Annotated in this window: 16 protein-coding genes and 1 pseudogene; 9 read left to right on the forward strand and 8 right to left on the reverse strand. The window is 61.9% G+C overall.

Going from position 1 to position 18,002, the window contains the following annotated elements:
- The first annotated feature begins 260 nt into the window (after positions 1 to 260).
- The 4 genes from ACK59Z_RS21875 (at position 261) to tsaA (ending at position 2,756) form a co-directional block, all read left to right on the forward strand.
- The gene (locus ACK59Z_RS21875) at positions 261 to 716 is read left to right on the forward strand and encodes a GNAT family N-acetyltransferase (RefSeq protein WP_003254803.1); all 456 of its coding nucleotides are present in this window, start codon (positions 261 to 263) and stop codon (positions 714 to 716) included.
- A gap of 119 nt (positions 717 to 835) precedes the next feature.
- A complete protein-coding gene (locus tag ACK59Z_RS21880) occupies positions 836 to 1,546 on the forward strand; it encodes an rRNA pseudouridine synthase (RefSeq protein ID WP_108192028.1) in 711 nt (236 codons plus the stop codon).
- Between the two features lie 49 nt (positions 1,547 to 1,595).
- Positions 1,596 to 2,057, forward strand: a complete 462-nt coding sequence (locus ACK59Z_RS21885) for a DUF1456 family protein (RefSeq protein WP_003254807.1) — start codon at positions 1,596 to 1,598, stop codon at positions 2,055 to 2,057.
- Positions 2,058 to 2,063: 6 nt separating this feature from the next.
- A complete protein-coding gene (tsaA, locus tag ACK59Z_RS21890) occupies positions 2,064 to 2,756 on the forward strand; it encodes a tRNA (N6-threonylcarbamoyladenosine(37)-N6)-methyltransferase TrmO (protein WP_108192029.1) in 693 nt (230 codons plus the stop codon).
- A gap of 194 nt (positions 2,757 to 2,950) precedes the next feature.
- Here tsaA and ACK59Z_RS21895 read toward each other — a convergent pair whose 3' ends face one another.
- From ACK59Z_RS21895 to ACK59Z_RS21910, 4 genes are all read right to left on the reverse strand, one after another.
- Positions 2,951 to 4,273 carry a dicarboxylate/amino acid:cation symporter gene (locus tag ACK59Z_RS21895; RefSeq protein WP_003254811.1) on the reverse strand — a complete coding sequence of 441 codons (1,323 nt, stop codon included), beginning with the start codon at positions 4,271 to 4,273 and terminating at the stop codon, positions 2,951 to 2,953.
- 349 nt (positions 4,274 to 4,622) lie between these two features.
- Positions 4,623 to 5,969, reverse strand: a complete 1,347-nt coding sequence (locus ACK59Z_RS21900) for an ATP-binding protein (RefSeq protein ID WP_014861191.1) — start codon at positions 5,967 to 5,969, stop codon at positions 4,623 to 4,625.
- Positions 5,966 to 6,643 (reverse strand): response regulator, encoded by a 678-nt coding sequence (locus ACK59Z_RS21905; RefSeq protein WP_108192030.1) that lies wholly within the window; start codon positions 6,641 to 6,643, stop codon positions 5,966 to 5,968. Before ACK59Z_RS21905 ends, ACK59Z_RS21900 begins: the two co-directional genes overlap by 4 nt.
- A 194-nt stretch (positions 6,644 to 6,837) precedes the next feature.
- Positions 6,838 to 7,443 (reverse strand): outer membrane beta-barrel protein, encoded by a 606-nt coding sequence (locus tag ACK59Z_RS21910; protein ID WP_003254814.1) that lies wholly within the window; start codon positions 7,441 to 7,443, stop codon positions 6,838 to 6,840.
- A 129-nt stretch (positions 7,444 to 7,572) separates the two neighbouring features.
- Between ACK59Z_RS21910 and ACK59Z_RS21915 the strand changes: the two genes are divergently transcribed.
- Entirely contained in the window at positions 7,573 to 8,364 is a 792-nt protein-coding gene (locus ACK59Z_RS21915) for a dienelactone hydrolase family protein (RefSeq protein WP_004576834.1), read from the forward strand.
- Between the two features lie 81 nt (positions 8,365 to 8,445).
- On the forward strand, positions 8,446 to 9,147 hold the full coding sequence (locus ACK59Z_RS21920; protein WP_003254817.1) for a 4'-phosphopantetheinyl transferase: 702 nt from the start codon (positions 8,446 to 8,448) through the stop codon (positions 9,145 to 9,147).
- 3 nt (positions 9,148 to 9,150) lie between these two features.
- Here the strand turns inward: ACK59Z_RS21920 and ACK59Z_RS21925 are convergent, their stop codons facing one another.
- Both ACK59Z_RS21925 and ACK59Z_RS21930 read right to left on the reverse strand, forming a co-directional pair.
- The gene (locus ACK59Z_RS21925) at positions 9,151 to 10,758 is read right to left on the reverse strand and encodes an ATP-binding protein (protein ID WP_003254818.1); all 1,608 of its coding nucleotides are present in this window, start codon (positions 10,756 to 10,758) and stop codon (positions 9,151 to 9,153) included.
- Positions 10,755 to 11,453, reverse strand: coding sequence for a response regulator transcription factor (locus tag ACK59Z_RS21930; RefSeq protein WP_004576832.1), 699 nt, complete (start codon positions 11,451 to 11,453; stop codon positions 10,755 to 10,757). The genes ACK59Z_RS21925 and ACK59Z_RS21930 overlap by 4 nt, the downstream gene beginning before the upstream one ends.
- Before the next feature lie 748 nt (positions 11,454 to 12,201).
- Here ACK59Z_RS21930 and ACK59Z_RS21935 point away from each other — a divergent pair.
- The 3 genes from ACK59Z_RS21935 (at position 12,202) to ACK59Z_RS21945 (ending at position 17,044) form a co-directional block, all read left to right on the forward strand.
- Positions 12,202 to 15,081, forward strand: coding sequence for a ribonucleoside-diphosphate reductase subunit alpha (locus ACK59Z_RS21935; protein WP_003254820.1), 2,880 nt, complete (start codon positions 12,202 to 12,204; stop codon positions 15,079 to 15,081).
- A 139-nt stretch (positions 15,082 to 15,220) separates the two neighbouring features.
- Positions 15,221 to 15,352, forward strand: coding sequence for a hypothetical protein (locus ACK59Z_RS21940; protein ID WP_003254821.1), 132 nt, complete (start codon positions 15,221 to 15,223; stop codon positions 15,350 to 15,352).
- 441 nt (positions 15,353 to 15,793) lie between these two features.
- Complete coding sequence (locus ACK59Z_RS21945; protein ID WP_003254823.1) at positions 15,794 to 17,044, forward strand: ribonucleotide-diphosphate reductase subunit beta; 1,251 nt, start codon at positions 15,794 to 15,796, stop codon at positions 17,042 to 17,044.
- A gap of 441 nt (positions 17,045 to 17,485) precedes the next feature.
- On the opposite strand, the pseudogene ACK59Z_RS21950 reads toward ACK59Z_RS21945, so the two are convergent.
- Positions 17,486 to 17,773: pseudogene (locus ACK59Z_RS21950) on the reverse strand (type II toxin-antitoxin system RelE family toxin).
- Positions 17,763 to 18,002: a type II toxin-antitoxin system RelB/DinJ family antitoxin gene (locus ACK59Z_RS21955; protein WP_003254825.1), complete on the reverse strand. Its 240-nt coding sequence runs from the start codon at positions 18,000 to 18,002 to the stop codon at positions 17,763 to 17,765. Before ACK59Z_RS21955 ends, ACK59Z_RS21950 begins: the two are co-directional and overlap by 11 nt.

An 18,002-nucleotide genomic window follows, 5' to 3' on the forward strand; every position in this document is an offset into this window, starting at 1 on the left:
CGACAACACGCCAGCTACAGCAGCCGCGAGTAAAGCCTTCTTGAACAGCAGGTGGATTTGCATAGTCCGTCTCCAGGTCTTCGCCACGAGAACGCCAAATCAGTCAGTAATCTTGCTTCAGATTGAACTTATATTTGCGTGGGATTTTTTCCCACGCTTAATTAATAGACCGTCACTCCCCAGGTCTCAAGCGCCAAGCGAACAAGCCGACCGGTGGTTGGCCTGCTATGTTTTCCCTATCGTCCCAGAGGAACACCGGCATGGCTGCGCTACTGACGCTGCAAACCCCGCGCTTGTGCGACTACAGCGAGCTGGTACAGGTGTGGGAGGATTCAGTACGCGCCACCCACGACTTTCTGCCAGAGGGCTATATCCTGCTACTGCGCGAACATGTGCTGCGCCGCTACCTCGACGCAGTGATGCTGATCTGCTGCAAGGACCGCCAGCGCATCTGTGGTTTCGCCGGTGTCGCCAACGGGCGGGTGGACATGCTGTTCGTCGCACCTGGCTACCGCGGCCAAGGGGTAGGCAAGCGCCTGCTGCGCTATGCCATCAATGAGCTGAATGCCGAGTACCTTGACGTCAACGAACAGAACCCGAAAGCGCTGGGCTTCTACCTGCATGAGGGTTTCGAGGTCATCGGCCGTTCGGAAACCGACGGCCTGGGCCAGCCCTATCCTCTGCTGCACATGAGACTAATGCGCACAGTGCCTTGAGGCGGCGCCTGAATGTGCCGCGCTATGTGTCCAAAATGGCGCATCTGACACAGATTCCCATCATCTACCGCTTGCAGGCAGGTACAATGGAGGCCTTTCCCTGCCTTGCGAATTGCCCCATGTCCGAACCCGTCCGCCTGTCCAAACGCCTCATCGAGCAGCTCGGCTGCTCCCGCCGCGAGGCCGAGCAGTACATTGAAGGAGGCTGGGTAACGGTCGATGGCGTGGTGGTCGAGCAGCCGCAGTTCAAGGTTGAGCAGCAGCGCGTCGAACTGCTGCCGGGCGCCCGCGCCGAAACCCTGGAGCCAGTGACCCTGCTGCTGAACCAGCCAGCCGGCATGGACAGTGAAGACGCCCGCGCCAGCATGAACATGGGCAGCCTTAGCGAGGCCCACCGCGAAGGCGTGCGCGCCCTGCACGGGCATTTTGCCCGGCAGGCCTGCGTGGCACCGCTGGAGCGTGGCGCCAGCGGCCTGCAGGTGTTTACCCAGGACTGGCGGGTATCCCGCAAGATCGAGGCCGACCTGCGTCGCCTGGAGCAAGAGTTCATCATTGAAGTGCGCGGCGAAACCACCCCCCAGGCGCTGGAACGCCTGGCGCGTGGGGCCATGCGCAATGACCGCGAGTTGCCCAAGGCCAAGGCCAGCTGGCAGAACGAGACACACCTGCGCATGGTGTTGAAAAACCCACAACCAGGGCAGATTTCCGAGCTATGCGCCTACCTGCGCCTGGAGCTTTTAGGCATGCGACGCATTCGCCTGGGTGGTGTGTCGATGGGCAAGCTGCCCTTGGCCCAATGGCGTTACCTGGCTACCCCCGAACGTTTCTAAGCAATACGCCGCGCCGGAACGCGCGGCACCTGAACAGGATTCTGCTGCAATGAACCACAACGACGTCCTGCGCAGCCTGCGCTACATGCTCAAGGTGAACGACGCCAAGATGGCCGAGATCATCGGGCTCTCTGGCCTCGAAGTGCATCCTCTGGTGCTGGCCACCTACCTGAAAAAAGAAGAAGAGGAAGGCTTCGTGCGCTGCCCTGAACGGGTGATGGCGCACTTCCTTGACGGCCTGGTGATCTACCGCCGAGGCAAAGACGATAGCCGCCCGCAGCAGCCGATCGAGCTGCCGGTAACCAACAACCTGATCCTCAAGAAGCTGCGTGTGGCCTTTGAGCTCAAGGAAGACGACCTGCACGCGATTCTCAAGTCGGTCAACTTCCCGGTCAGCAAACCTGAGCTCAGCGCGCTGTTTCGCAAGGCTGGCCACGACAACTACCGCCCGTGTGGCGACCAGTTGATGCGCAACTTCCTCAAGGGCCTGACCCTGCGCGTGCGCGGCTGAGTGGCCATGCAGCATACGGTTGTCCCGGTCGGCATCGTCCACTCCTGTTTCAAGGAAAAGTTCGCCATTCCGCGCCAGCCGCAGCTGGCGCCTGCCGCCCGTGGCGTACTCGAACTGTTGCCGCCGTTCGATCAAGGTGACGCGGTCGAAGGCCTGGAGCAGGTCAGCCATGTCTGGCTGCTGTTCCTGTTCCACCAGGCCCTGGAAGAAAAGCCGCGCCTGAAAGTGCGGCCTCCGCGTCTGGGCGGCAACAAGAGCATGGGGGTGTTCGCCACCCGCGCCACCCACCGGCCCAACGGCATCGGCCAGTCGGTGGTACGCCTGGAGGGCGTGGAGCCCGGGCGCCTGCTGCTGTCCGGGATCGACCTGCTCGACGGCACGCCGGTGCTGGACATCAAGCCGTATGTGCCCTATGCCGACAGCGTCGCTGGCGCCAGCAACCAGATGGCCAACGCAGCGCCTGTGGCAATTGACGTGCAGTGGGCGGACAACGCCCTGATCCAGGCCCGCGAGCATGCGCTGCGTTTGAATGAGCCGCTGGTGCAACTGATCGAGCAATGCCTGGCGCAGGACCCACGGCCGGCCTACCAGATACCACCGTCCGAGCGGGTGTACGGGGTGAAGTTCTGGGATGTGCAAGTAAGGTGGCATTACCCACAGCCGGAGGAGATCCGGGTGTTGGAGGTGGTACTGGGCTGAGGGCCACCGCATCGCCCTGTGTGGGAGCGGCCTTGCGTCGCGAAAGGGCTGCGCAGCGGCCCCAAGATTTCAGCCATCCTGCAAGGTCGCCGGGGCTGCTGCGCAGCCCATTCGCGACGCAAGGCCGCTCCCACAGGGACCGCGCAGACACGAAAAAGGCGACCTTGGGTCGCCTTTCTCATTTCAACCCGCTATCAACGAGCCGGGCCTTCAGCCACGCCCAGGTCGTCCGTCGGGCGGGTATCGACCAGCGGCGCACCACCGGAGGCCAATTCCGAAGCCAGCTTGTCGTTGTCCATTTCCTTGACCCACTTGGCCACTACCACGGTGGCAACGGCGTTGCCCACCAGGTTGGTCAGGGCGCGGGCTTCGGACATGAAGCGGTCGATGCCAAGGATCAGCGCCAGGCCGGCAACCGGCAGGTGGCCAACAGCCGACAGGGTCGCGGCCAGCACGATGAAGCCCGAACCGGTAACGCCGGCAGCACCCTTGGAAGCCACCAGCAGCACCAGCAGCAGGGTGATCTGGTGAGTGATGTCCATGGTGGTGTCAGTGGCCTGAGCGATGAACACCGCAGCCATGGTCAGGTAGATCGAGGTACCGTCCAGGTTGAACGAGTAGCCAGTCGGGATAACCAGGCCCACTACCGATTTCTTGGCACCCAGGCGCTCCATCTTGGCCAGCATGCGTGGCAGGGCCGACTCCGAGGACGAAGTACCCAGCACGATCAGCAGTTCTTCACGGATGTAGCGGATCAGCTTGATCACGCTGAAGCCGTGGGCACGGCAGATACCGCCCAGCACCACCAGCACGAACAGCAGGCAGGTGATGTAGAAGCAGGCCATCAGGTAGCCCAGCTGCACCAGCGAGCCAACACCGTACTGGCCGATGGTGAAGGCCATGGCGCCGAAAGCGCCGATCGGGGCCAGCTTCATGATCATGTTGATGATGTTGAACATGACGTGGGCGAAGCGGTCGATCATGTCCAGTACCGGCTTGCCGTAGCTGCCCAGGCGGTGCAGGGCGAAGCCGAACAGTACCGAGAACATCAGCACTTGCAGGATGTCGCCGTTGGCGAAGGCGCCGACGACCGTATTGGGGATGACGTTAAGCAGGAAGCCGACGGTAGTCTGCTGCGCGCCGGCGGCGGCGTAGGCAGCCACGCTGCTGGCGTTCAGGGTGCTGACGTCGATGTGCATGCCAGCGCCTGGCTTGACCACGTTGACGACGACGAGGCCGATGATCAGGGCGATGGTGGAGACGATTTCGAAGTACAGCAACGCGTAGCCGCCGGTTTTGCCGACCGACTTCATGCTCTGCATGCCGGCAATGCCGCTGACCACGGTACAGAAGATGATCGGGGCGATGACCATCTTGATCAGTTTGACGAAGCCGTCACCCAGGGGTTTGAGGGCAACGCCCGTTTCCGGGTAGTAGTGGCCGAGCAGGATGCCGATGGTGATGGCGACCAACACCTGGACATACAGGGATTTGTACAGCGGCTGACGTGTCGTCATGGCTAATTTTCCTCAAGTGTGCCGGTTCACCCTTCCCAGGGTGATGGGGGCACCTGAATCGCTAACCCTCCTGCACTTGGAGGGATTTGTCGTTGTGTTCGAGCTGCCTGGGCAGGCCTCTGCGAGGATCAATAGCAAGGGTGGTGCCAAAATGCCCATGAAGGGTGCAAAGCCCGTATTTGCTAGGAATAAATGCCCAACGACAGGGCGATATTCCCGAGACGGATTGGCGGATTTCCGCCCGATGGCGGAATTTGTACAAGGAGGAATGGCGGAAATCCGCCCTTTGTGGATTGCCTGTGCCCCCATTCGCGGGTTGACCTGCGAATGGGCCGGCACAGGCTAGGGATCAATCCAGGTTGAAGGTGATCCTGAACGCAGCGCCCCCCAGCGGCGAATCGCCAAGGCTCAGTTCGGCGTCATAGCTGTCGACGATATCCTTGACCACGGCCAAGCCTATGCCCTGCCCCGGGTGCTGGCTGTCCAGCCGCTCCCCACGCTCCAGAATGCGTTCACGCTGGTCGGCGGGCACGCCCGGCCCGTCGTCCTCGATGCACAAGGTCAGATACCCCGGCGCCTTCACCAGGCTCACCCGCACTTGGCCCAGGCTTAGCCGGTAGGCGTTCTCCAGCAGGTTGCCGAGCATTTCCAGCAACGCGCCCTGCTCCATCGGCACCTGCGCCGCGTCCGGCAACTCCAGCAGCACGTTCACACGTTTTTCCCGGTAAACCTTGGCCAAGGTGCTGCACAGGCTGTCGAGCAACGGCCGCAGCAATACGCTGTGGCGGACCAGGCCACTCTTGCGCAGGCTGGCGCGTTGCAGCTGGTAGTCGATCTGCTGGCTCATGCGCTCGATCTGGCTTTGCAGCACCCGCGCCTGCTCGCGCTCGCCGCTGCGCTGCTGCAAGCTTTCACCCACACCCTGCAACACCGCCAGCGGCGTCTTCAGGCTGTGGGCCAGGTCGTCCAGCGAATCACGGTAGCGCGTGCGCTGCTCACGCTCACTGCGCAACAGACGGTTGAGCGAGCGGGTCAGGCGCAGCAACTCGCGTGGGTGCTCGCCGCTCAGGCCATCACGTGCACCTGATTCCACTTCATCCAGTTCGTGGCTGAGGCGTCGCAACGAGCGCAGCCCCCAGGTCAGGCCTGCCCACAACAACACCATGAGCGCCAGCAATGCAGCGCCGAACCCCAGGTAGAGCTTTTCGCGCAGGCCATTGAGGGTGGCCTTGTACTCGCTCACGGGCTGCAGAGCGACAATGCTGTAGGCGGCACTCTGCCCGCCCAACAGCTTGATCTCGACGTCGTAAACGAAGAACTCTTCGCCATCGGACTGGTGAATGCGGTCGAACTCGTTGCCGCGCCCGTCATAGCGCGGCTGGTAGTTGATGTGCCGGTCGGCGGTGGCACGCGACTGCCAGACCAGTTTGCCGTCGCGGTCAAAGATATAGCCGAGCAGGCCTGTGTAGGGCAGGTTGTAGCGCTCGTCCGGCAGCAGTGTCGGCATCTGCAGCTGGCCATGCTCGATACGCGCAGCGGAAATCAGCGTGGTCACATCCGAGGCCAGACGCTGCTCGATCGATTCCTGCAGAGCCAGGCTGAAGGCCTTCTGCAAGGCCGGCAGCAGCGCCAGCATGAACAGCAGCGCCAGCACTGCGGCGGCCAGCATCAGGCGCACCCGCAGCGAGCGGATCATCGGCAGCGCTCGGTGAACAGGTAGCCCAGGCCGCGCACCGTGTCGATGGGTTTGAAGCCGCGCTCGCCTTCAAGCTTGCGGCGCAGGCGGCCAACCAGCACTTCGATGACATTGGGGTCGCGCTCTTCGTCACCTGGGTACAACTGTTCCATCAGGCGATCCTTGGCCACCACCTGCTGGTGATGGCGCATGAGGTATTCGAGGATGCGGTATTCGTAGGCAGTCAGGGCCAAGGCGTGTTCGTCGAGGGTGGCCTGCTTGCGGTTGAGGTCAAGTACCAAGGGGCCAGCGGTGATGGTCGACTGGATGAAACCACTGGAGCGGCGTAACAGGGCATTGAGCCGTGCTTCAAGCTCCTCGAACTGGAACGGCTTGACCAGATAGTCGTCGGCACCGGCGGCCAGGCCCTCGACCTTGTCTTGCCAGTTGCCACGGGCTGTGAGGATGAGAATGGGGAAGGTCTTGTCCTGGCTGCGCAGCCGCGTGATCAGCTCCAGGCCGCTGATACCGGGCAGGCCCAGATCGATGATGGCAAGGTCGAAATGGTACTGCTCGGTTTGGTACAGCGCCTCTTCGGCATCAGCGACCGCCTCGACCACATGGCCGCTTTCGCCCAGGCGGGTGTAGAGGTGATGGCGAAGCAGGGCTTCGTCCTCGACCACCAGCAGTTTCATGTGCAGCTCCTTATGTGTATTGCCTGTACCGGCCTATTCGCGGGTATGCCTGCTCCCACAGCAATCGCACAGTCTCTGAAACGTGTGCAGCACCTGCACAAGCCAAAGGTACTGCACAGTTTCAGCGGTTTGTGCAGTACCTGTGGGAGCGGGCGTGCCCGCGAAGGCCGGTACAGGATAACGCGGCTCGTTCGTCAGAACTTGTAACTTGCTGCCAGGTAGGTCTGCGCGCTGCTGGTCAGGCGCAGGGTGCCATCCTTCGGCCCGCCATGCGCGCCCACCTCGGTCGCGGCATTGGTGCGCAGGTAACGGTAGCCCAGTTCGACCGAGGCCTTGTCGGTGATGTCCTGGATCACACCGGCCTGCAAGCCGTAGGCATAACCGTAGTCAGTGTCCCGGCTGGCGCCTGGCGAGTCCTGGGTAAGCTTGGTCACACCCAGGCTGCCACCACCGAACAGCTTGGTGGTATCGCCCACCGGCAGGAACAAGTCGTAGCTGCCAAGCAGGTTTTCCTGGCGCAACTTCAGGCCACTGTGGTCGCCAGAGACATTGTCATAGGTCATGTAGTAGCGGCCCTGGTCGTTGATCTTGCCCAGACGCACACCCCAGGTATCGTCCTTGCCGATAATACCGTCGGCATTGAGCTGATCGGTGTTGCGTTGCAGCAGGCCGGACTTGCGAACTTTGTCGCTGGTCTGGCCGTAGGTGAGGCTGGCGAAGTTGTCGTCCGCGGCCTGGGCGGTGGTAATGCCAGCGGCACAGACGGCCATGGCGGCAAGCAGGGTATTGAAGGTTTTCATGGCTGGGTACTCCAGTTGGGTGCGCTGTTTCGGTCTGGAAGCTAGAGTAATCAGGGCACCCTGAACCGCGACTGAACCCTGGCTGAACCCCGGCTGAACGAATCGATAGCAAAACAAGGAGTTGTGAACATGCGAGCCCTGCTGGCCCTGACCCTGATGTGCAGCGCCGCCCTCGCCCAAGCGGCGGTAGTGACCCGTGAAATTCCTTATCAGGACGACGATGGCAACCGCCTCGTCGGCTACTACGCCTACGATGACGCGCTGGACGGCAAACGCCCAGGCATCGTTGTGGTGCATGAATGGTGGGGCCTGAACGACTATGCCAAGCGTCGTGCGAGAGATCTTGCCGCCCTGGGCTACAAGGCACTGGCCATCGACATGTACGGCGATGGCAAGCACACCGAGCATCCGCAGGATGCCCAGGCATTCATGGCCGCAGCGATGAAGGACCCGGCCGCAGCAGCAGCGCGCTTCGACGCGGGCCTGGAGTTGTTGAAAAAGCAGCCGAATGTGAACAAGCATCAACTGGGCGCTGTCGGCTACTGTTTTGGCGGCAAGGTGGTGCTCGATGCCGCACGCCGGGGAGAAAAGCTCGATGGCGTGGTGAGCTTCCATGGCGCACTGGCCACCCAGACCCCGGCAAAACCTGGCGTGGTGCGGGCCGATATCCTGGTCGAGCATGGTGCGGCGGACAGCATGGTCACCCCACAGCAGGTAGAGGCCTTCAAGGCCGAGATGGATGCGGCCAAGGTCAACTACCAGTTCGTCAGTATTGAAGGGGCCAAGCACGGGTTCACCAACCCCGATGCCGATCGGCTGAGCCACGGTGAACATGGGGGGCCGGACATTGGCTATAACAAGGCAGCGGACGAGCGTTCCTGGGCGGATATGCAGGCGTTCTTCAAGAAGGTGTTCAAATAAAAGATTGTGCAATCGTTGTGGGAAAGGAGGCGTTACCACGCCACCTCCCTTAGCGCCTGCACAGCTGGCACAATAGCCGCCATGAACACACTTCCTGCCTGTTGCGCCCCGCTCCAGCACCACTGGCCCCTGCCCCGCCCATTGCCCGGCGCGGTGCTGGTCAGTTGCGCCTTCGACCCTGCCCACTTGGCCGCCGACGACTTCCAGCGCGCTGGCGTACTGCCCAGCGCCAGCCTGCTGCGCTCGGTGGCCAAGCGCCAGGCCGAGTACCTGGCCGGCCGCGTATGTGCCCGCGCCGCGCTCCAGCACCTGGACGGCCGCGACTACGTGCCCGGCACCCACGAAGACCGCTCGCCCATCTGGCCCGCCGGTATTCATGGCTCGATCACACACGGCAAGGGCTGGGCCGCCGCGGTGGTCGCCGGCGAAAACAGCTGCCAAGGTCTGGGCCTGGATCAGGAAGCCTTGCTGGATGACGCGCGCGCCGAGCGGCTGATGGGCGAAATCCTTACCCCGGCAGAGCTGGAGCGCCTGGACCGCCGCCAGCTTGGGCTTACGGTCACCCTGACGTTCTCGCTGAAGGAAAGCTTGTTCAAGACCCTGTACCCACTGACTCGCCAACGCTTCTACTTCGAACACGCAGAAGTGCTCGACTGGTCCGCAGAAGGGCTGGCGCGCTTGCGCCTGCTCACCGACCTGTCACCGCAGTGGCAGCAAGGCGCAGAGCTGCAAGGTCAGTTCTGCCTGCAGGACGGCCACCTGCTGAGCCTGGTCAGCGTCTGACCTTCACAGCGGTGCCTGCTGCCTTGGCCAGTTCAGGCTGAAGCAGGCACCGCCCAACGCCTCGCTGCGGCCCACCGTGGCCCGGCCCGCGTGCCAGTAGATGATCCGCCGTACGATCGACAGGCCCAGGCCATGCCCGCCCGAGGCACGGGTGCGGCTGTCATCGAGGCGGGTGAAGGGCGTGAAAATGCGGTCCCAGAAGCCCTCGGGGATCCCTGGGCCGTCATCCTCCACATCGATGCGGCAACGTTGCTGGCCCAGCTGATAGCTCAGGCGCACTTCGCCCTCGGCATGGCGCATGGCATTGCCGACAAGGTTCTGCAGGGCCCGGTGCAAGTAGCGCGGCTCGGCCTCGACCCAGGCGCCTTCGGCATCCGCGCCCTGACAGTCGCCGCGCACCACCCGCACCTCGGCACGCAAAGGTGCCAGCTCTTCGATCACCCGATCGAGCAAGGCATCCAGATCGACCCGCTGGAACTTCAAGGCCGGTGCGCCCTGCTCCAGGCGGGCGTAGGTCAGCATCTCGTCGACCAGCTTGTCGAGGTCCTGGATATCCCCGTCCATGCCCGCCAGGTGCTTTGCCCGCACCTGTTCAGTCGTGGCGCTTTCGATCATCTCCAGGCCAAAGCGCAGGCGCGCCACCGGCGTGCGAAGCTCGTGGGACACCGCTCGCACCAGCTCACGCTGCATGGTCAGCGAACGCTGCAGGTGCTCGGCCATGCCATTGAAGGCAGCCGCCAGGCGCCCTACCGAGTCGGCGTCGCCGGCCGGCACGCGGGTATCCAGGCTGCCTTGGGCGATGCGCGTGGCAGCAATCTCCAGGCCGGACACACGACGTTCCAGCTGACGCACCAGCAGGTAGACCACCAGGCCAATCAGGCACAGCCCCAGGAAGGCAATCAGAATCAGCAACTGCGGCGGGTAAGGGTTGAGCTGGTACAGCGGGCCGATTTCCAGTACCCATGGCGAGCCCGTCAGCCCGGCGAACACCCGGATCGAGTCACCATCCTTGCCCAGCGCCATCACCGTGTCGCCCTCCTCCACGCGGCGCCGCTGGTCATCGTCCAGGCTGACCCGCTCGATACGTTGCAAGGCAACGCCAAAGCCGAAGCCCTTTTCCTGCTTGATCTGTGCCAGGCGCTGCTGCTGTTCGGTTACCGGGTAGCGCACCAGTTCGTCGGCCAATAGATAGAGGGTGGCCCGCGCCAACTGCTCGCTGATCTGTTTGATCTGCGCGACCAGCATCAGGTCTTCCTGGCCCACCTTGCGTAGCACTTGCGCCGCATGCGGGCCAATCTTCTCGACCACCACCAGGCCACGGTACAGGCGCGCCCGCTGGCCACCGTCAAGGCTGCGTGCGCTCATCGGTTGCAGCGCCAACGGCACGCCAAGCAGGCGTTCCCAGATCAGCAGCGAACGCTTGCGTTGGGTTTCATTCTGCATTGCCAGGTTGTCGGCCATCAGGCTGAAGGTGCCCTGGGCCAGGCCCTCGCGATGCTGGGCAGCGCGCACTTCGTTGACCAGGTGCAGGCTGAGCACGCCAAGCAGGGCCACCAGCACCAGCACGGCCAGCATGCCGCCATAGATGCGCAGGAAGATCGAATTGTTCATGGTGCCTCGCCAACGAACAGGTAGCCTTTGCTGCGCAGGGTCTTGATCAACCGCGGCTGAAGCGGGTCGTCGCCGATCTTGGGGCGGATTTTCGAGATGCGGATATCGATGGAGCGGTCCTGGCCGTCGTAGCCCACGCCACGCAGTGCGGTGAAGATCTGTTCACGGGTCAGCACCCGGCCAGCGTTGCTGGCCAACAGCCAGAGCAGATCGAATTCGGCGCCGGTCAGTTCGATCAACTGCTCGCCCAGGTGCGCCTCGCGCAGGCGGTTGTCGATACGCAGCGCACCGAAGGCCAGGTCCTGGCGCTTGCTGTCCACGGTTTCGCTGCGGCGCAGCAGGGCCTGGATACGCGCCAGCAGCAAGCGTGGGCGCACGGGTTTGCAGACGTAGTCGTCGGCACCCAGGTCCAGGCCCTGAACCTGGTCGAGTTCATCGCTGCGCGCGGTGAGCATGAGGATCGGCCCCTGGTACTGGCTGCGCACCCGACGGCAGATGCTCAGGCCGTCCTCGCCGGGGAGCATCAGGTCGAGGATCACCAGGTCGGGCTGGCTGTCGATGATGCGCCTCGCGGCGCGGGCGCCATCGGCCTCCACCGCGACCTCGAAACCATTGGCCTGCAGGTATTCGGCGGTGAGTTCGGCGAGGCGCTGGTCGTCTTCGACGATGAGGATGCGGGGTATGGGGTGGTCCATGGCTTTGGCCTTGTTGTTCTTGGGATCGTGTCAGGGCAGCTGAGAGTATGAATGTAGATGGGGGGCCCTGCGAGACCGAGCGCCCCGCGGACGGTGCTCGATCTCCCAGGCACCCCAGATCTTCAGACACGCCCTACCGCCCCCTCGACTGAACCGTTTTTTGTGACAGGCTTCGCGCCCCAAAAAAACTGCCCAAGGGCGTCACGGTGCAGAAAAATACTGCAAACCACTTGGCACAAGGCCTACAGCGAATACCCACCATTCACTCACAAAGTACACACAACTTATCCACAGGCGCTCGCCTTGCAAAGCCCCCAATACCGCATTATCTTGTATCCCGATCGCAGCGAACCACTAGATATAGGGGTTCGTGCAAAATCACACACAAAAGTCAACCCGCAAGATCAAGCGATTTTCCGGGTGGAACTTCAGGTGATTTCAGCAGCCAAACCGCTCCTGCGGAGGCGACCGAGGCAAGCCCTTCCAGGGCCTTGTTCGGGCATGGGTGTTGCAGGCCAGCCCTGGCATCCATCAGCAACAGATTTTGGGCCCCGCCCAAAACCTTTGACTTCGGCCAGGGAGCGGCAAGCCATTGCCCCTAATTCCTGAGTCTGTCCCGAAGTCGGTACGCCCGTGCGGGCGGATGCGCATGCTTTGTGCATCCCCGCAAGGCCATCGAGCAAGTGGACGGAACGGTGGGCGCCCATAGGGCGCCTGAACAATATAGAAATTGTGGAGACACCCACCCATGCAAACCGACACAACTCGCGAGAACCCGCAGGCCAAGGTGCCGCAGGCCGCCGATTCCAACCAGGATCTGGCTGCCACCGCCCCTGGCCAACTGCGCGTGATCAAGCGTAACGGCACTGTCGTCCCTTACACCGACGACAAGATCACCGTCGCCATCACCAAGGCGTTCCTCGCAGTTGAAGGCGGCACTGCCGCCGCTTCGTCGCGCATCCACGACACCGTCGCGCGCCTGACCGAGCAGGTTACCGCCACGTTCAAGCGTCGCATGCCATCGGGTGGCACCATCCACATCGAAGAAATCCAGGACCAGGTCGAACTGGCCCTGATGCGCGCCGGCGAGCAGAAAGTTGCCCGCGACTACGTGATCTACCGTGACCAGCGCGCCAAGGAGCGTGCCACCCGCGCCAACACCGACGCCGTGGTCGAGCCGCACCCGAGCATCCGCATCACCCTGGCTGACGGCAGCCTGGCGCCGCTCGACATGGCCCGCCTGAACACCATCATCAGCGAAGCCTGCGAAGGCCTGGCCGAAGTCGATGGCGACCTGATCCAGCGCGAAACCCTGAAGAACCTGTACGACGGCGTGGCCATCAAGGACGTCAACACCGCCCTGGTAATGACCGCCCGTACCCTGGTGGAGCGCGAGCCGAACTACTCGTTCGTTACCGCCCGCCTGCTGATGGACACCCTGCGCGCCGAAGGCCTGGGCTTCCTGAATGTAGCCGACAGCGCCACCCACCACGAAATGGCTGACCTGTACGCCAAGGCCCTGCCGGCCTACGTCGCCAAAGGTATCGAGTTCGAGCTGCTGAACCCGGCCCTGGCCGACTTCGACCTGGAAAAACTGGGCAAGGCGATCAACCACGAGCGCGACCAGCAGTTCACCTACCTGGGCCTGCAGACCCTGTACGACCGCTACTTCATCCACAAGGATGGCGTGCGCTTCGAGCTGCCGCAGGTGTTCTTCATGCGTGTGGCCATGGGCCTGGCGCTGGAAGAGAAAGACAAGGAAGCCCGTGCGATCGAGTTCTACAACCTGTTGTCGTCGTTCGACTACATGGCCTCGACCCCGACCCTGTTCAACGCCGGTACCCTGCGCCCGCAGCTGTCCAGCTGCTACCTGACCACCGTGCCAGACGACCTGTCGGGCATCTACCACGCGATCCACGACAACGCCATGCTGTCGAAATTCGCTGGCGGCCTGGGCAACGACTGGACCCCGGTCCGTGCACTGGGCTCGTACATCAAGGGCACCAACGGTAAATCCCAGGGCGTCGTCCCGTTCCTGAAAGTGGTCAACGACACCGCCGTTGCCGTGAACCAGGGTGGCAAGCGCAAAGGCGCTGTATGTGCCTACCTGGAAACCTGGCACCTGGACATCGAAGAATTCATCGAGCTGCGCAAGAACACCGGTGATGACCGCCGTCGTACCCACGACATGAACACCGCCAACTGGATTCCTGACCTGTTCATGAAGCGTGTCTTCGATGACGGCAAGTGGACCCTGTTCTCGCCTTCGGAAGTGCCAGACCTGCACGACCTGACCGGCAAGGCCTTCGAAGAGCGCTACGAGTACTACGAAGCCCTGACCGAGTACAACAAGATCAAGGTGTTCAAGACCATCCAGGCCAAAGACCTGTGGCGCAAGATGCTGTCGATGCTGTTCGAGACCGGCCACCCATGGCTGACCTTCAAGGACCCGTGCAACCTGCGTTCGCCGCAGCAGCACGTGGGCGTGGTCCACAGCTCGAACCTGTGCACCGAGATCACCCTGAACACCAACAAGGACGAGATCGCGGTCTGCAACCTGGGCTCGATCAACCTGCCGAACCACATCGTCGATGGCAAGCTGGACACCACCAAGCTGCAACGCACCGTGAACACCGCTGTGCGCATGCTCGACAACGTGATCGACATCAACTACTACTCGGTGCCGCAAGCGCGTAACTCGAACTTCAAGCACCGTCCGGTCGGCCTGGGCATCATGGGCTTCCAGGATGCGCTGTACCTGCAGCACATTCCTTACGGCTCCGATGCTGCCGTCGAGTTTGCCGACAAGTCGATGGAAGCGGTCAGCTACTACGCCATCCAGGCTTCGTGCGACCTGGCCGATGAACGCGGCGCCTACGAGACCTTCCAGGGTTCGCTGTGGTCTAAGGGCATCCTGCCGCTGGATTCGCAACAGATCCTGATCGAGGCCCGTGGCCAGAAGTACATCGACGTCAACCTGGAAGAAACCCTGGACTGGGCGCCGGTACGTGCCCGCGTGCAGAAAGGTATTCGTAACTCGAACATCATGGCCATCGCGCCAACCGCGACCATCGCCAACATCACTGGCGTGTCGCAGTCGATCGAGCCTACCTACCAGAACCTGTACGTGAAATCGAACCTGTCGGGCGAATTCACCGTGATCAACCCGTACCTGGTTCGCGACCTCAAGGCCCGCGACCTGTGGGACTCGGTCATGATCAACGACCTGAAGTACTACGACGGTTCGGTACAGCAGATCGAGCGTATCCCGCAAGAGCTGAAAGACCTGTACGCCACTGCGTTCGAAGTCGAGACCAAGTGGATTGTCGACGCGGCTTCCCGTCGCCAGAAGTGGATCGACCAGGCGCAGTCGCTGAACCTGTACATTGCGGGTGCATCGGGCAAGAAGCTGGACGTGACCTACCGCATGGCCTGGTACCGTGGCCTGAAAACCACCTACTACCTCCGTGCCCTGGCCGCCACCAGCACCGAGAAGTCGACCATCAACACCGGCAAGCTCAACGCCGTTTCCAGCGGTGGCGACAGCGCCCCGGTCCAGGCAGCCGGCCCAGCGCCAGTGCCGAAGGCCTGCGCGATCGACGAGCCTGACTGCGAAGCCTGCCAGTAAGGCCTGAATGCCGTGCGGGGTACCTACGGGTGCCCCGCGCGGCATTTTTGTATCCGCGCCTCAGAGAAACCTTGCCCTTTGCCCACTGTTCACGCAGCTCGGTAAAAGAACAGGACCTCTCAAAAAAGGATGTACGCCCATGGCGCGGAAAAAACTGGCATCTCGCAAGATTGGTCGCAACGCAGAAACCGGCCGTTTCACCTCAGTGGAACAGGCACGCAAGCACCCCAAGACACACATTGTCGAAACGCTGTATACCCACCGTAGCTAGTGGTAGCTGGCCTCATCGCCGGCCAGCCCGCGGTGAGGCCGCCCCCGCCAACACAACCCTCAAAAAACACCATATGATGTGCCTTCAAATTTAAACTGGCACAACATATAGGTTGGCGCTACACTCTCCCCCCGTAGAAGAAGCCACCCGTTTCGTGAACGGACGCACGCCAAACCGGTCGAAAAAGTTACCCTCGCCGGCGACACACGCGCCCCGATCGAAGGTGAATTCAGGTATACTCTGCGCCCTCTGAAAAGAGCACCTATTCAATTGTCCTGGCCCCTCCCAGAGGCCTGGCCAGGTACAAGCCAGAACACATTCAGATGTAAACGAGAGTCAGCCTCTCGAGCTGTCCATTCGCCGTTACGGCCTTGCGTCAGGCATCACATTCTTAAAATCCAACCGGTTGCCCCAGGGCGACCCTCAAGCAGGAGCCAAACCATGCTGAGCTGGGACGAATTCGACAAAGAAGACGGCGAAGTAGCCGCCAAAGGCAACACCCCTGCGCAGGCCGCTGCCGCCGCCACCCTCGACAAGCTCGACAGCGCCGGTGGTGCCGCCGCCCTGGAGGCCCGTGCGGCCACCGCTTCTGACTCCGAAGCCGTCAAACGTGCCAAGGCTGCCCTCGACGCCCTCGACGTTGCCGAAGGCCTGGCCGAGCTGGAAGGCTCCTCGGCCCGCGTTGCAGTAGATGAAAAGCGCATGATCAACTGCCGCGCCGACCTCAACCAGCTGGTACCGTTCAAGTACGACTGGGCCTGGCAGAAGTACCTGGACGGCTGCGCCAACCACTGGATGCCGCAAGAGGTCAACATGACCGCCGACATCGCCCTGTGGAAGAGCCAGGACGGCCTGACCGAAGACGAGCGCCGCATCGTCATGCGCAACCTCGGCTTCTTCTCCACCGCCGACTCGCTGGTTGCCAACAACCTGGCCCTGGCCGTGTACCGCCTGATCACCAACCCGGAGTGCCGCCAGTACATCCTGCGCCAGGCCTTCGAAGAGGCGATCCACACCCACGCCTACCAGTACTGCATCGAGTCGCTGGGCATGGATGAAGGCGAGATCTTCAACATGTACCACGAGATCCCGTCGGTCGCTAAAAAAGCCGCCTGGGGCCTGAAGTACACCCGCGCCATCTCCGACCCGGAATTCAACACCGGCACCGTCGAAACCGACAAAGAGCTGCTGCGCAACCTGATCGCCTACTACTGCGTCTTGGAAGGCATCTTCTTCTACTGCGGCTTCACCCAGATCCTGTCCATGGGCCGCCGCAACAAGATGACCGGCGTGGCCGAGCAGTTCCAGTACATCCTGCGTGACGAGTCGATGCACCTGAACTTCGGTATCGACGTTATCAACCAGATCAAGATCGAGAACCCGCACCTGTGGGATGCGGCGATGAAGGAAGAAGCGACCCAGATGATCCTGCAAGGGACCCAGCTGGAGATCGAATACGCCCGAGACACCATGCCACGCGGCGTGCTAGGCATGAACGCAGCGATGATGGAGGACTACCTCAAGTTTATCGCCAACCGTCGTCTGACCCAGATCGGCCTGAAGGAAGAGTATCCAGGGACTACCAACCCGTTCCCATGGATGAGCGAGATCATGGACTTGAAGAAAGAGAAGAACTTCTTTGAGACGCGTGTGATTGAGTATCAGACTGGTGGGGCGTTGAGCTGGGACTGATCGTCCGGGCTGAGCATCGAGAAGGCTGCCGATTGGCAGCCTTTTTTTATGATTTTCCCCGAGAGTCCTGACGTCAGTTACGAAGATTGATTTCTTAATCGTATAAAAGACCGCCCCTGCGAAGGCCCATGTGAACAGGGGGCCATTTATTGCCTGTGCTGGCCTCTTCGCGGGTGAACCCGCTCCTACAGAGATCGCAGTTTGCCGGGGTTACCTGGCAAGCTGGTCTGCTTGACTTGGCAATGAACCCTCTGGGCTGACGGGGGACCTGTAGGAGCGGGTTCATCGAGGCGTCGAACCGCCGCGAACACCGGCGCAGCCGGTGCCATACATCGAGTCGGATTCTTCGCGGGCATGCCCGCTCCCACCGGAGCAGAGCTCTGGCTTTGAGGCGGTGTTTTACTTTGAGATTGCGACCTGGGACCGCCAAATCCTTGAAGCCTACTCAAGTCGCTCAGCAGCCTTTTTGTAAGCTTGGTCCCGCTCACGGCGATCGACAGCGACGACAAAAACCACGATCTCTTGGTCAATGACCTGATAAACCAGCCTGTACCCGCTGCTGCGAAGCTTTATCTTGTAGCAATCCGGCAGCGAGTGAAGGCGGTTTGCCTCGATTCAAGGTTTCAGCAGGACCTCTGCCAGTTTCTTCTTGAACTGCTGACGCACGGTATCGCCCAGCTTCTTCCACTCTTTCAATGCGCGGGAATCAAAGTCGAGGCTATAGGTCATCCAGCTTTACCCTCACGCGCTGCGGAGAAGCAAGCCGCTCTTGTACAGTGGCAATGAGATCTTCATCTTCCTCGGTCATCAGGACCGGCCGGAAGGGTAGCTTGCCCCGCTCAGCTACATATTGCAGGGCCTGGCGCATGAGTTCGGAGGGGGTGACACCGAGGCGATCGAGCTCTTTGTAGGCGCGGGCTTTAAGATCATCGTCGACGCGGATATTGATAGAAGCCAT

Source organism: Pseudomonas sp. KCJK9058 (assembly GCF_046230975.1).
Classification (GTDB): domain Bacteria; phylum Pseudomonadota; class Gammaproteobacteria; order Pseudomonadales; family Pseudomonadaceae; genus Aquipseudomonas; species Aquipseudomonas alloputida.